The sequence below is a fragment of the Acinetobacter sp. YH12064 genome (genome assembly GCF_013419735.1).
GTDB lineage: Bacteria > Pseudomonadota > Gammaproteobacteria > Pseudomonadales > Moraxellaceae > Acinetobacter > Acinetobacter amyesii.
Window position 1 is genome coordinate 136,903 of sequence record NZ_VOZP01000004.1, and the last position, 12,548, is coordinate 149,450.

The 12,548-nt window shown below is 38.9% G+C and carries 16 protein-coding genes; 6 read left to right on the forward strand and 10 right to left on the reverse strand.

Annotated elements, in window-relative coordinates:
• Positions 1-27: 27 nt before the first annotated feature.
• The 6 genes from hscB to FTU13_RS05490 all read right to left on the reverse strand — a co-directional run bounded on the left by hscB (position 28) and on the right by FTU13_RS05490 (position 3,947).
• Entirely contained in the window at positions 28-543 is a 516-nt protein-coding gene (hscB, locus tag FTU13_RS05465; protein ID WP_180034816.1) for a Fe-S protein assembly co-chaperone HscB, read from the reverse strand.
• A gap of 104 nt (positions 544-647) precedes the next feature.
• Positions 648-968 (reverse strand): iron-sulfur cluster assembly protein IscA, encoded by a 321-nt coding sequence (gene iscA / locus FTU13_RS05470; RefSeq protein ID WP_078188668.1) that lies wholly within the window; start codon positions 966-968, stop codon positions 648-650.
• 35 nt (positions 969-1,003) lie between these two features.
• A complete protein-coding gene (iscU, locus tag FTU13_RS05475; protein ID WP_078188667.1) occupies positions 1,004-1,390 on the reverse strand; it encodes a Fe-S cluster assembly scaffold IscU in 387 nt (128 codons plus the stop codon).
• 104 nt (positions 1,391-1,494) lie between these two features.
• Positions 1,495-2,712 carry an IscS subfamily cysteine desulfurase gene (locus FTU13_RS05480; RefSeq protein ID WP_180128097.1) on the reverse strand — a complete coding sequence of 406 codons (1,218 nt, stop codon included), beginning with the start codon at positions 2,710-2,712 and terminating at the stop codon, positions 1,495-1,497.
• A 1-nt stretch (position 2,713) separates the two neighbouring features.
• Complete coding sequence (locus FTU13_RS05485; RefSeq protein ID WP_078188665.1) at positions 2,714-3,187, reverse strand: Rrf2 family transcriptional regulator; 474 nt, start codon at positions 3,185-3,187, stop codon at positions 2,714-2,716.
• 112 nt (positions 3,188-3,299) lie between these two features.
• Positions 3,300-3,947: a hypothetical protein gene (locus FTU13_RS05490; RefSeq protein WP_180128095.1), complete on the reverse strand. Its 648-nt coding sequence runs from the start codon at positions 3,945-3,947 to the stop codon at positions 3,300-3,302.
• 206 nt (positions 3,948-4,153) lie between these two features.
• Here FTU13_RS05490 and FTU13_RS05495 point away from each other — a divergent pair, with 206 nt between their 5' ends.
• The 4 genes from FTU13_RS05495 (at position 4,154) to FTU13_RS05510 (ending at position 8,242) form a co-directional block, all read left to right on the forward strand.
• Positions 4,154-4,624 carry a phasin family protein gene (locus FTU13_RS05495; protein WP_111883718.1) on the forward strand — a complete coding sequence of 157 codons (471 nt, stop codon included), beginning with the start codon at positions 4,154-4,156 and terminating at the stop codon, positions 4,622-4,624.
• A gap of 166 nt (positions 4,625-4,790) precedes the next feature.
• Positions 4,791-5,063: an HU family DNA-binding protein gene (locus FTU13_RS05500; protein WP_078188662.1), complete on the forward strand. Its 273-nt coding sequence runs from the start codon at positions 4,791-4,793 to the stop codon at positions 5,061-5,063.
• Positions 5,064-5,195: 132 nt separating this feature from the next.
• Positions 5,196-7,061, forward strand: a complete 1,866-nt coding sequence (locus tag FTU13_RS05505) for a SurA N-terminal domain-containing protein (protein WP_180128093.1) — start codon at positions 5,196-5,198, stop codon at positions 7,059-7,061.
• Positions 7,062-7,315: 254 nt separating this feature from the next.
• A complete protein-coding gene (locus FTU13_RS05510) occupies positions 7,316-8,242 on the forward strand; it encodes an alpha/beta fold hydrolase (RefSeq protein WP_257226746.1) in 927 nt (308 codons plus the stop codon).
• A 77-nt stretch (positions 8,243-8,319) separates the two neighbouring features.
• Here the strand turns inward: FTU13_RS05510 and FTU13_RS05515 are convergent, their stop codons facing one another.
• Entirely contained in the window at positions 8,320-9,189 is an 870-nt protein-coding gene (locus FTU13_RS05515) for a DUF2797 domain-containing protein (protein ID WP_180128220.1), read from the reverse strand.
• A 34-nt stretch (positions 9,190-9,223) separates the two neighbouring features.
• Between FTU13_RS05515 and FTU13_RS05520 the strand changes: the two genes are divergently transcribed.
• Both FTU13_RS05520 and FTU13_RS05525 read left to right on the forward strand, forming a co-directional pair.
• Entirely contained in the window at positions 9,224-9,694 is a 471-nt protein-coding gene (locus FTU13_RS05520) for a DUF6231 family protein (protein WP_168378602.1), read from the forward strand.
• A gap of 112 nt (positions 9,695-9,806) precedes the next feature.
• On the forward strand, positions 9,807-10,433 hold the full coding sequence (locus FTU13_RS05525) for a YidB family protein (protein WP_180128089.1): 627 nt from the start codon (positions 9,807-9,809) through the stop codon (positions 10,431-10,433).
• Positions 10,434-10,519: 86 nt separating this feature from the next.
• Here the strand turns inward: FTU13_RS05525 and FTU13_RS05530 are convergent, their stop codons facing one another.
• The 3 genes from FTU13_RS05530 to FTU13_RS05540 are packed head-to-tail and all read right to left on the reverse strand — an operon-like array spanning position 10,520 to position 12,475.
• Entirely contained in the window at positions 10,520-11,128 is a 609-nt protein-coding gene (locus FTU13_RS05530) for an OB-fold-containig protein (RefSeq protein WP_180115747.1), read from the reverse strand.
• Positions 11,129-11,144: 16 nt separating this feature from the next.
• On the reverse strand, positions 11,145-11,471 hold the full coding sequence (locus FTU13_RS05535) for a Rieske (2Fe-2S) protein (protein WP_078188656.1): 327 nt from the start codon (positions 11,469-11,471) through the stop codon (positions 11,145-11,147).
• Entirely contained in the window at positions 11,471-12,475 is a 1,005-nt protein-coding gene (locus tag FTU13_RS05540) for an adenosine kinase (RefSeq protein ID WP_180128087.1), read from the reverse strand. Before FTU13_RS05540 ends, FTU13_RS05535 begins: the two co-directional genes overlap by 1 nt.
• Positions 12,476-12,548: the final 73 nt, after the last annotated feature.

Here is a 12,548-nt window from a genome sequence, read left to right on the forward strand (position 1 = left end):
CTTTGAACGTCAAATATAATAAATAAATTAAAAATCATCGTCTAAATCAAAGCTATCGTCGTCTAAGAAGCGATCTTCAGCTTTATCGATATCAGCCATTACTTTTTGGAAGAAGCGTAATTTACGTACGGTATCACGTGCTTCAGCCCAGTCTTCGTCGTCATAATCAATTTTAAATTCACGAACCAAACCGTCAATCCATTGCTGAACTTCAGTTTTAAGTGAAGTGAGGTCATCAGCAGAGCCTGCCTCATCTAACTGTTCACGAATTTCTAAGGCATCTTGTAGGAACTCAAAATCACTAATCGATTGATCAAGGTGATAATCTTGTTTTTTGAGACTTAAAAGATATGCAGCGCGGCTATCAACATTGGATAAAGCTTTAAATGCTTGATTAATCTCACTAGATTTTATCAGGGCTAGATCTTTGTCTTCGGCTTTATCTGGATGATATTGTTGCTGCAACTTTAAAAATTCAGCTTTTAAAACTGCTAAATCAATATCGAGTGCTACAGGTAAGTTAAACAACTCAAAATGATTCATGGGAGATGGTGTCCGCAATAGAGGTGCAAAAAGTGTTGCTTTAAATGCAATTAAAACAGTGAATTGTACACTGTTTTAATGCGAAAAAGGAGCGTGGAAATGGCTTAAACCGTAAACGATTCGCCGCAGCCACATTCGCCTTTTTTATTTGGGTTATTAAACTCAAAACCTTCGTTTAAACCATTTTTCACATAGTCCATCTCCATACCTTCAAGATAAACTAAGCTTTTTGGATCAACGAATACTTTTACGCCAAACTGATCGAATACTTGGTCATGCGTGTCAATATCATCGACAAACTCAAGTACATAAGCTAAACCAGAACAGCCAGAAGTTTTCACGCCAACGCGAATACCTTCACCCTTACCGCGATTCTTGATGTAATTGCTGATATGAGTTGCAGCATTTTCAGTTAAATGAATCATGAAAACTCCGTTAATCTTTTAAAACACGTAAACAATTAAGCTTTTACTTTCTTGCTACGGTAGTCTTCTACAGCAGCTTTGATTGCATCTTCAGCAAGTACAGAGCAGTGTACTTTTACTGGTGGAAGTGCAAGTTCAGTTGCAATATCAATGTTCTTAATTGCTTGAGCTTCATCAAGAGTTTTGCCTTTTAGCCACTCTGTTACTAATGAGCTAGATGCAATTGCTGAACCACAACCGTAAGTTTTGAAGCGAGCTTCTTCAATTACGCCGTTGTCATCAACTTGGATCTGTAGACGCATAACATCGCCACAAGCTGGTGCACCGACCATACCTGTACCAACGTTTTCTGCATTTTTGTCTAAAACACCAACATTACGAGGGTTTTCGTAATGATCAATTACTTTTTCGCTATAAGCCATGATGCTTCTCCAAACCTCGGGGTCAGCCTTAAGATTAATATGGGGGTGAAATTACGTTAATCAATGAGATAGCCTTAAAATAAAAGCTATCTCACCGGGATGAATTAGTGTTCAGCCCATTCTACAGAATTAAGGTCGATACCTTCTTTGTACATGTCCCAAAGCGGTGAAAGATCACGTAGTTTTTTAACTGCTGCTTTGGTAATTTCAAGTACGTGGTCAATATCGGCTTCAGTGGTGTATTTACCAAAGCTGAAACGAATCGAGCTGTGAGCCAATTCGTCTGAAAGACCCAATGCACGAAGTACATAAGATGGTTCTAAAGTTGCTGATGTACATGCAGAACCAGAAGATACTGCGCAATCTTTAAGTGCCATCATTAACGATTCACCTTCAACAAAGTTAAAGCTGACGTTTAGATAGTTTGCAACGTTGTATTCTGGGTGACCGTTCAGGAAGACTTGTTCAAGATCTTGCAAGCCATTCCAAAGTTTGTCACGAAGTACACGAATACGAGTTTGTTCAGCATGCAGGTTTTTGCCGGCAAGTTCGAATGCTTCGCCCATACCCACGATTTGGTGAGTCGCTAGCGTACCTGAACGCATACCACGTTCATGACCGCCACCGTGCATTTGCGCTTTAATACGTACACGTGGTTGACGACGTACATAAAGAGCACCAATACCTTTAGGACCATAGATTTTGTGGCCAGAGAAACTCATCAAATCAACTTTCATTGTTGAAAGATCAATTTCTACTTTACCAGCAGCTTGCGCAGCATCTACATGGAAATAAGTTTTGTTTGCACGAGTCAATTCACCGATTGCAGCTACATCTGTAGTTGTACCGATTTCATTGTTCACCATCATCAAAGATACAAGAATTGTATCTGGACGAAGGGCAGCTTGAACCATTTCAGGTGTAATTAAACCAGTTTTTGCTTCTGGCTCAAGATAAGTAATTTCGAAGCCTTCTTCTTCAAGCTCGCGGCAAGTATCAAGAATTGCTTTATGTTCAATTTTACTTGTAATAATGTGCTTGCCTTTAGATGCATAGAACTGAGCAATACCTTTAAGCGCAAGGTTGTCAGATTCAGTAGCACCAGAAGTCCAAACGATTTCGCGTGGATCAGCTTTTACTAGATTAGCAACTTGTTCACGTGCATATTCTACTTTTTCTTCTGCCTGCCAGCCGTAAGCATGAGAACGAGAAGCTGCATTACCAAAAGTACCGTCAAACGTTAGACATTCCATCATACGTTCTGCGACTTGAGGGTCTACAGGTGTAGTTGCTGCATAGTCAAGATAAATAGGACGCTTCATGTCAAATACCTGTAACCGATAAAAGGGCTGAATCAAAGTTTGCTGAATTTTGACGAATTGATACGGTTTGAACGTTATCGCGTGCTACAAGGTCAGCAAGGGTGATTTTTGCAAGATAATCGGCAATGTGGTGGGAGAGTTCCTGCCATAAATCGTGAGTCAAGCACATTGCACCATTTTGGCAGTTGCCTTTGTGGTCACAACGGGTTGCATCAACTGTTTCATTTACAGCTTCAATAATTTCCAAAACAGTGATGTCTTCAGCACTACGAGCAAGGTGGTAACCACCGTTTGCTCCACGGATGCTGGAAACTAAGCCGTGACGCTTTAATTTTGCAAATAACTGCTCAAGATAGGCCACTGAAATGGTTTGACGAGCTGCAATTTCTGCAAGAGTGATCGTTTGTTCAGTTGGCTGCAAAGCTAGATCAAGTAGAGCAGTCACTGCGTAGCGACCGCGAGTTGTTAAGCGCATGATTCGATACACATGTTAAGTCTAGATATGCAGATTTTATGAATCCTGACTAAAATAGTCAAGTTTTTTTGAGATTGTTTATTTGTTTTATTTTGTCTGAAAAATTATGTATTTATTTGAACCACACATTATACACTAATAACGTTATTAAAAGAATAGATATTAGACTAAAAGCGATATTAATCCGCTTTTGACGACGTTCGATACGCTTAATACGGTTTTTGTATTGTTTAACTTCAACTTGTAGCGTGTTTATTTTAGAGCGTTGCTGTTCAATTTTTTCTAAAAGTGGGGCAATACGTTTTTTAGACGCAACGATATCGTTTTCTTCGACAGGTTCAGACAGCCAATGTTTCCAGTCAGATAAAATTTTCGGCACACTAAATAAAGAAACCAAATCACGAAATTCATCTTTTAAAACCACATCGCCATCGATACGCATGGTTTTGATGCTCTTACGATTACCAAATACAAAAATTTTCACCAAATCCATTAGTGTCGTGCGGACATCAAGGTCGATGGCTTTATCTGGAGATTTAGTGTCGAACAGAATGCCGTGCTCAGTAAACTGAACATAAAAGTCAAAATAAGGGATGTAGCTATTTATTTTTAGTGCGACTTTTTGATCAACAAATTTTTTAGCTTGTAATGCTACAACGCGGTCATGTTTTAAAATGAAGGTAAAAATCGTTTCTAAAACAATCAGGGTCATAGTAAGCAACAAATGTGGTTGAGCTTGTGTTTGTTGCGTATCGCTCATAAAAAAATGTCCTTGTTAAAATCTGAAAGCACTGGAAACTGAGCGTCCTGCTCTAGAGGAACTTAGAATATACCAAAAATTTGGTAATTCACTAGCTTTGTAGAACAGTTTAATCAATCTATCAAGTTATATGTTTGCTATTATGTTGTTAAAATGAAGAATCACGTGTTGATGTGCACATAAAATAATCAGGAGAAGTGCGGATTATGGAAAATACAGAAAGCATAATTGACGATGCACAGGAAACATCAGAAAAGCTGGCTAAACCTCGGGTACGTAGTCATTCTGATCGTCGCTCTAAAATGGATTTTCGTAAATATACCAAACAGATTTGGTTGGCTGGATTAGGTGCTTTTTCACGTGCTGAGGGAGAGGGAAATAAGCTTTTTGACTCTTTAGTCAAAGTTGGAGAGGAGCTTGAGTCCAAAACGATTGATATTGCAGATCAAACTGTCGAAAAAGTTTCAGAAAAAGCCAAGGAATCTGTAACCGATACGAAAGATAAGGTAGAAAAAATTTTAGATAATGGTGTTAATCATTCTTTAAACCGTTTAGGATTAGTGACTGTAAAGGATTTACAGCACTTAGAAAGGCTTATACTTCAATTACATACTAAAGTTGACCAATTGGCCGAAGAAAATGCCCAACTGAGGGCCGAAATATTAAAAAAACACTAACTTTTTTAATATTATCGAATTTTCAAGGTTTTTTTCGTCAAAAAATTCTATAAAAAGAGGTTGAGGAGTATTGCGTTTAACCCTAAAGCATTGCTATAAAGGCGTTATGGCGTTTTATACAAATTCTTGAACCTTAAATAAACGATATTAAGAGGACGTAATTTTCATGAATAAATCAGAATTAATTGATGCAATTGCCGAAAATGGGGGATTATCTAAGGCCGATGCCGGTAAAGCTTTAGATGCTACAATTGCTGCAGTTACCAATGCATTAAAAGCTGGTGATACAGTTACTTTAGTTGGTTTCGGTACTTTCAGCGTAAAAGAACGCGCTGCACGTACTGGTCGTAACCCACAAACTGGTGCGACTTTAGAAATCAAAGCAAGCAAAGTTCCTAGCTTCAAAGCGGGTAAAGGCTTGAAAGATTCTGTAGCTTAATCTTATTAAGCACATGAGACGCGCCATAAATTGGCGCGTTTTTTATTGGTAAATGTGATTAATTGATATATCGCATTCATTCATCTCGGGTTTTCGGTTAAAATTCACCGCAAATAAAATATTGGAATACTTATGGAATCGTTTCGTAAAGTCATTAAGGGTTGGCTGGGCAAGGTCTTGCTCGTTTTGTTTTTGACCCCTTTAGCACTTGTAGGTATTGAAGGATATTTTAGTGGTGGATCTAAAGATGCAGCAAAGACTGTAAACGGTACTGAAATTTCTCAAAAAGAACTCGAAGCACTGACGAACTCATTAAAAGAACAATATCTTGCATATGCTCAGGGTGATGAAACATTATTGAATCAAAATTTCATTAGCAATAAAGCGATGGATACTTTGGTTTCACGCCAATTGCTATTGCAACAAGCTGATAAATTAGGCATTAGCTTGAGTGATGCACAAATTGTGCAAATGATTCATCAGCAGCCAAGCTTTCAAGTCAATGGTCAATTTTCTGATGAAGCGTTTGCGCGATACCTCGAATCGATTGGTATGACAAATCGCACATTCATTGATAATTTACGTAAAGACCATGCTTTAAAAATGTTGTCTACAACATTTATGGAATATGCATTGGTGAGTAAGCTTGATATCTTGCAAATTGCGAACTTACAAACGGAACAACGTAGTATTCAGTTGGCGAGCATTAATCTTGAAAATTACAAGAAAAATGTAAAAGTATCTGATGCTGAAATTGCCGCTTATTATGAGCAGCATAAAAACAAATTTAAGCAAGCAACTAGTGTTGATGCAGATTTTGTCGTATTAACACCTGCCAATATTACTGCACCTGTAGAAGCTGCAACTGATGCTGAACTGAAAGAAGCGTATAACAGCTTTGTTGAGAATGCACAGAAGTCAGTTAAACCTATCGTTAAGCACATTATGATCACTGCGGACAATCGTTCAGATGCCGAAGCTAAAAAACTGGCTGAAAGTGTTCAAGCTAAAATTAAAGCGGGTTTAAGCTTTGACCAAGCTGCTGCGCAATTCTCTGAAGATCCTGAATCTAAAGTAAAAGGTGGTGAACTGGTTGCTTATGAAAAAGGTGTATTTGGTGATGCATTTGATGCAGCAGTTGAAGGTGCTCAAGCTGGTCAAGTGACTGCTCCAGTGAAAACAGACAGTGGTTATCACTTGATCGAAAAAGTGGCGCCAGCTGTAAAAGTGGCTTCATTTGAACAAGAAAAAGCTCGTCTGCAAGCAGAAGTCGCTGCTTCGAAAAAAGCCAATGTTTTTTCTGACACTGTAAACAGCCTCAATGATATGGTTGTGAGCAGTGATGCCCTTGATGTCGTGGGTCAAGAAGTGAAAGGTGTAAAAGTTCAATCATTGAATGGCTTAACATTAGCATCGCAACATCCAGTTTTAAGTGATGCAAACGTCAAAGTTAAATTGTTTAACGATGATGTTAAAAATGGTGAACGTAATGTTTCATCTAGCATTCAGTTGAAAAACGGTGATGTAGTTTGGGTAAAAGTGCGTAACTATCATGCTGCAGGTGTTCAAACCTTAGCTGAAGCGAAAGCGCATGTGAAAACTCAGCTGATTGAAAAGAAAGCGTTTGATGCTGCAAAAGCTCAGATTCAAGCGACATTGAAAGAGTTTGCTGCAAAACCTGCTGCTTCAGTCGCGAAAGGCAATTTAAACTTTGAAAATGCGGGTACCTTCACTCGTGCGGATGGTTTGTTGAAACGTGAAATTCAACGTGCTGCATTTAGCGTAAAAGCGCCGAAAGCAGGTCATTGGTCTGTTACTACAACCAATCTACCAAATGAGTTGGTTGTAGTTGCTGTGACTGCAGTGAATAAACAATCTGATGCGGCATTAACGGGTGAGCAGTTAGATGAGTTAAAAAAACTTTATCAACAGCTTCGTGGTCAGCAAGAATTTGATGACTACACACGTTATCTAAAAGATCATGCCAAAATTAAATAATTAAGGCAGCTTTAAAAAAACCAGCTTCTGAGCTGGTTTTTTTTGACTTAAATTTACAGATATAATTTTTATTTAAAAGATTTGGCAAATGAAATATCGACTCTAGCATCGTAGATTGGTGTTCTCAAAAAAATAATATGAAGACGAAATAACTCATCACGACAAAGGATTAAGCGGATGATATCTCTGTATATGCCTCAATGTAAACGTTTAAAGAATCCGTTATTGCGATGGATGGATCATTTTTTAAACACATGATACAGATGCTACTAACGATTTGCGTTGCCAGTAGTATTCAAGCTGCAGAACTAAACTTTCAAAATGTTCTAGAGCAGGAAAGAGCTTGGGCGGGCTTGACCAGTAAAAAAGTCAAAAATAATGAAATCGAATGGACATACAGTGAAGGCGGAAATCCACAAAAACCGACGCTGTTGTTGCTGCATGGTTTGTCAGGCACACGTGATAATTGGAACCGCGTTGCCCGTTATTTAACGGCCAACTATCATGTCATTATTCCAGATCTGCCAGCACATGGAGAAACTATTGTCGCAGATCAATTTGATCTATCGATTCCAAATTTAACTGAAAAATTACGACGTTTTATTGATGCTGCAAAGTTAGATCCAAATTTACATATCGCAGGGCATTCGATGGGTGGTGCAATTGCCATGCTCTATAGTGCTCAGTATCCCTTAGAAGTGAAATCTTTATTGTTGGTGGATTCGGCAGGTGTCTTTAAGTCGAGCAATACAGCGTATCTAAAAGATACGGCAAAGCTTGCAGAGCTAGTGGTCAGAAAAACTGGTGATTTTGATCGCGTGATGAAGATCGTGATGCAATCCCCGCCTTTTATTCCACAAGAATTAAAAATTGGGCAAGAAAAGTTGATGATAGTTCAGTCTAAACAAACCAATAAAATGGTGGAGCAACTGCAAAAAATGGCGACCTTGTATACGCCAGAGTCCTTTGCTTTGGCTGCACGAGGCATTGATGCACCTGTGTTTATTATCTGGGGGAAGCAAGATCAGATTATCAATGTTGAAGTGGCAGAAGAACTGAGACGCTTATTTAAAAAAGCCGAAAAGCCTCTGATTTTAGACCATGTTGGTCATATGCCTATCTTAGAAGCGGAGCAGTTAATGGCGCTGCCATATTTAAAGTTTCTTTCAACTGTTCAATGAATCAAATCGGTAAAGTGTGTGAAAAAAAGCGAGAAATATCTCGCTTTTTTAAACTTAATTAGACACTTTGAGTCGATTTAAGTTCGTACTTTAATTTCATAGCCCGTGTATTTACGAATATTGATCACACCGGTATCCAAAATCAGATACTGACCTTTAATCCCTTGTAATTTTCCTCGAATAATTGGTGTTTTGTCCAAATTATGCGATTTGATTTTTTCAGGATATTCATCTACTGGGTAGATAAATTGGCGTGGCAATTCATCTTCTAGTAGTTCAACGGTTTCATTAAATTCTAAATTTTGGCTAAATTCTTCACGAATGGTCTGAATTTTTGGTGCGAATTCTTCTACCAATTGGTCGCGAATTTCGATTAGGTCGATTGGATCTGCTTCACCTTTGAGCAATTTACGCCAATCGGTTTTATCGGCCACTTGCGTACCAAACATGACTTCAAGCTGACCAGATAAACGACGTGAACCAACTTTCATAATAGGCAAAGCTTGCGTCGCACCTTGGTCTAGCCAACGTGTAGGCATTTGACCAAGTCGAGTAATCCCAACTTTTAAGGCACTCGAATTGGCTAAATAGACAATATGCGGTTGAAAGCAAACTTCATGGGCAAAATCATCTTCACGGCAAGTCCCGAGATGATAATGACAGGTTTCAGGCTTCATAATGCACATATCACAAGAAGCCTTAGTCTTCATGCATTTGAAGCAATGACCTTGTGAATACGATTTAGGCGTTTTTGCACCGCAAGAAATGCAGTAGATATTTCCCGTGGCTTCGATTTCAATTTCTTGGCCAAGGCTAAACGGAAGATCAACTTCTGAGCGATCTAGAATAAATTTATACTCAACATTTGCCTTGTGTGTATGTTGATCAGTTACACTAAGGTCTTTAAGACCTGCATGCATTTTATGGCAAATGCCTTGTAGTTCCATACGAATACTCACTTCATTATTAAGGATGCGGTCAATGGCTGAACAAAATGTCATCACTTCTATGCTAGACGATTTGTCAAAAGAGCAGCCCATTTCAACCGCCATCTGTATTGGTCAGGATCTTGAGCAATACAATCAATTTCATCCAATTCAATGGCAACATTTTAACGTAACTGAGTTTTTAAATCTGCCTTTTACCCAGCGTTTTGACCTTGGATTTGTGATTCTTGATACTGAAATGATGTTGAGTTTGGATCAGCAGCAGAAAACTCAGATGTTGGTAAAATTGCGTGACCTATTTGCCAAACGCATCGTGGTGGTGAGTAAGTTACACGATGAACAATTATTACGTGCTTTAGGCTTTACTCAGCTCATTGATAAAACCACGCATGAAAGTGATTTTGCTTTATGGCAGTTTAATATTTTGACTTATAAACATATTCCAGATTGGTTTAACTCTAAATTTTGGGCAAATCCTGAAAACTGGGATAAATTCCGTTGGTAACAAATACTTAGCCTGCGAGAAATTGCAAAAATTAACAAACATTTATGATAAATCTGTGTTTTCCCACGTATGCTGTAATTAAGTTTATCTAGGTTTCACTGGGAAAAATAAAATGACAAATTTAAATAATATTGTTGAGATTTTAGCAAAGCAGGCCCTTGGTGGTGCAAACAATCAAAATCAACAAGGTGGTTTGGGTGGTATTTTAGGTTCGGTGCTGGGTCAATTGGGCGCAAATGCAGGCACTCAAAATACCCAAACCAATGCTCAAAACCAAGCGGGTGGTTTGGGTGGAATTTTAGGCTCTGTGTTGGGCCAACTGGGTGGTGCAGCGCAGCCGCAGCAACGTAGTAGCGGTGGTAATGCATCAACCATTTTAGTAGCAGTGTTACCTCTGGTGCTGGCTTGGATTCAAAAACAAGGTGGCCTACAAGGTGCTTTGGATAAATTACGTGGACAGGGCTTGAGCAGTCAGGTTGATGATTGGGTATCTACAGGCCCTGGTGATAATGCTGCTGTGACTAATCAACAAGTACAAAATTTATTTGATGATGCCGAAGTGGAGCAAGTTGCACAAGAAACACAAACTCAGAAACAAGATGTATATAGCGCAATTTCAAGGGTATTGCCGCAAATTATTGACTCATTGACGCCACAAGCTGGACAAACCAATCAGCAAGAAGCGAATGCTGATATTCAACAAGTGATGAATTTGGTCTCAGGTTTCCTGAAGCGTTAATCAAAATATCGATTTAGGTATTTTATTGAATACAAGCCAGTGAACACTGGCTTTTTTATGATTTGAAAAATGATAACAATGTGACGCTAAGATGGATTAAATAAACGGTTCGACACACTGATTTTTTTGCCAATATAGTGTGATTTTTTTTGACGAATCAAAATGATTTTCGACTGAAATTCTAACTCACCAAATTCTGGCTCAACTTGCACATAATGTAGTTGACCAAACTCATCACGCACCCGCGCTTGAGCTGAAAAGCCGGGACGGGCATTTCCACTTGAAATTGTGGCTAAACGACCCAGTAGGTTAACGGTTTGTTTTTTATATTTGGGCGGGACAACCTGATCCAAACAATGAATCATAAATACCGTAAAGAATATGGCAATGATCAACGCAGGTAAAATTAAATAATAAGCGGGAACGAATTGACCTTCTTTGGCGTGGATGCAAAACTGAAGTACATAGCCTGCAAAGCTAAAATTCATCAGTAAAAAGAACAAAATCAGAGACTTGGAAAATTTGACATTCAATAATGCCAACTCTTGTATGCGCTGAGGGGCAATTCTTTTTAAAACTTGGCTAGGACTAATATTGATATAGTAGCCAATGGTTTCAACCATGCCCAATAACAGTACGGCCAATAAACTTAAATGAAAGGGTATTAAGTTATAGTCTGTTAAAAATGCGGACATGGTTGTATTCCAGTGTTTATTCTTCTGTGAGGTAGATTCCACCATCAGAATGCACGTTAATGTTCACTTTTTCAAGGGCTTGACCTTGGCATGGACCAGAAATACATTCCCCAGATTCGACCATAAACAGGGCGCCATGTGTTGAGCACTCAATAAATTCTTGGTCACGATCTAGAAACTGATTTTCTAGAAACTCAAGTTCTACGTGCAAGTGTGGGCAGTTATTTTGATAAGCGTAAAACATGCCATCACGTTGGGTGATAAAAATCGTTTCACCTTCAGGCGTTTCGAATGATCGTGCTTCACGTTCTGGCACATCATCCGTCATGCAAATTTTAAACATTAAGCACATTCCTTTTGAAATGATTGTAAAAGCTGAGCATAGTCTTCAACTGCTAGGCGTGGACCAAACTGAGCCACAACTTCACTTGAAATCAGGATAGCAAGTTCAGCAGCCGTTTGATAGTCATGACCTGCATTCAGTGCATATAGGAAAGCACCAGCAAATGCATCACCTGCACCATTGGTATCTACTGCGGTAACTTTACGACCTGGCACGGTAAATGTTGCTGCTTCATTATGGATTAAGGCACCTTTGGCACTTAATGTAATGACAATGTGTTTGCTTAGTGATTGCAATTTAGCAAGTGCAGCATCTAAATGATCTGTTTCGGTGTACATTAGCGCTTCTTGTTCATTACAGAACAATAAGTCCACGCCATCATCGAGTAACTCATCTAAACCTTGACGTGCATATTGCACCATTGCTGGATCAGATAAGGTCAATGCAATTTGTACACCATTGGCTTTGGCGATTTGACGTGCTTGTTTTACCGCTAGGCGTGCGCTGTCTGATGTAGAAAGATAACCTTCGATATATAACCATTTCGCAGTATTTAAGTTGCTAAAATCAATTTGGCTATCAGTTAATTCAGCAGTAATACCGAGGTAAGTATGCATCGTACGTTCAGAATCAGGGCTGACCAATACCATACATGTGCCAGTTACACCTTCACTGATTGATTGAGTTGCAGTTTGGATGCCAGCGTCGTTTAAACCATTTAGGTAAATTTGACCTAAGTCATCATTGCCGACACGACAACCATAAAATGCAGTTCCGCCTAAAGCACTAAAAGCAACCGTAGTATTTGCTGCAGAACCACCAGAAGCTTGACCTTTATATTCTTGAGTCGCTTTTAGATTGTTATAAAGGGCTGCTTGAGTATCACCATCAGTCAGTTGCATCGTACCTTTTTGCAGATTGTGTTGAATTAGGAATTCGTCAGAGACTTTAAATTCTTGGTCAATAAGTGCATTACCAATTGCAAAAAGGTCAACAGTTGCCATGTTGTATAATCACATCAAAAAATGAAAGTGCTAAGTTTACACGAATGCTCAGGATTGCTGTAGTTTGTTGAAG

What these genes read in the sequence shown, in the direction of transcription:
- hscB (WP_180034816.1), bottom strand. Translation starts at nt 543, where the DNA reads ATGAATCATTTTGAGTTGTTTAACTTACCTGTAGCACTCGATATTGAT.
- iscA (WP_078188668.1), bottom strand. Translation starts at nt 968, where the DNA reads ATGATTCATTTAACTGAAAATGCTGCAACTCATATCAGCAATTACATC.
- iscU (WP_078188667.1), bottom strand. Translation starts at nt 1,390, where the DNA reads ATGGCTTATAGCGAAAAAGTAATTGATCATTACGAAAACCCTCGTAAT.
- FTU13_RS05480 (WP_180128097.1), bottom strand. Translation starts at nt 2,712, where the DNA reads ATGAAGCGTCCTATTTATCTTGACTATGCAGCAACTACACCTGTAGAC.
- FTU13_RS05485 (WP_078188665.1), bottom strand. Translation starts at nt 3,187, where the DNA reads ATGCGCTTAACAACTCGCGGTCGCTACGCAGTGACTGCTCTACTTGAT.
- FTU13_RS05490 (WP_180128095.1), bottom strand. Translation starts at nt 3,947, where the DNA reads ATGAGCGATACGCAACAAACACAAGCTCAACCACATTTGTTGCTTACT.
- FTU13_RS05495 (WP_111883718.1), top strand. Translation starts at nt 4,154, where the DNA reads ATGGAAAATACAGAAAGCATAATTGACGATGCACAGGAAACATCAGAA.
- FTU13_RS05500 (WP_078188662.1), top strand. Translation starts at nt 4,791, where the DNA reads ATGAATAAATCAGAATTAATTGATGCAATTGCCGAAAATGGGGGATTA.
- FTU13_RS05505 (WP_180128093.1), top strand. Translation starts at nt 5,196, where the DNA reads ATGGAATCGTTTCGTAAAGTCATTAAGGGTTGGCTGGGCAAGGTCTTG.
- FTU13_RS05510 (WP_257226746.1), top strand. Translation starts at nt 7,316, where the DNA reads ATGATACAGATGCTACTAACGATTTGCGTTGCCAGTAGTATTCAAGCT.
- FTU13_RS05515 (WP_180128220.1), bottom strand. Translation starts at nt 9,189, where the DNA reads ATGGAACTACAAGGCATTTGCCATAAAATGCATGCAGGTCTTAAAGAC.
- FTU13_RS05520 (WP_168378602.1), top strand. Translation starts at nt 9,224, where the DNA reads ATGGCTGAACAAAATGTCATCACTTCTATGCTAGACGATTTGTCAAAA.
- FTU13_RS05525 (WP_180128089.1), top strand. Translation starts at nt 9,807, where the DNA reads ATGACAAATTTAAATAATATTGTTGAGATTTTAGCAAAGCAGGCCCTT.
- FTU13_RS05530 (WP_180115747.1), bottom strand. Translation starts at nt 11,128, where the DNA reads ATGTCCGCATTTTTAACAGACTATAACTTAATACCCTTTCATTTAAGT.
- FTU13_RS05535 (WP_078188656.1), bottom strand. Translation starts at nt 11,471, where the DNA reads ATGTTTAAAATTTGCATGACGGATGATGTGCCAGAACGTGAAGCACGA.
- FTU13_RS05540 (WP_180128087.1), bottom strand. Translation starts at nt 12,475, where the DNA reads ATGGCAACTGTTGACCTTTTTGCAATTGGTAATGCACTTATTGACCAA.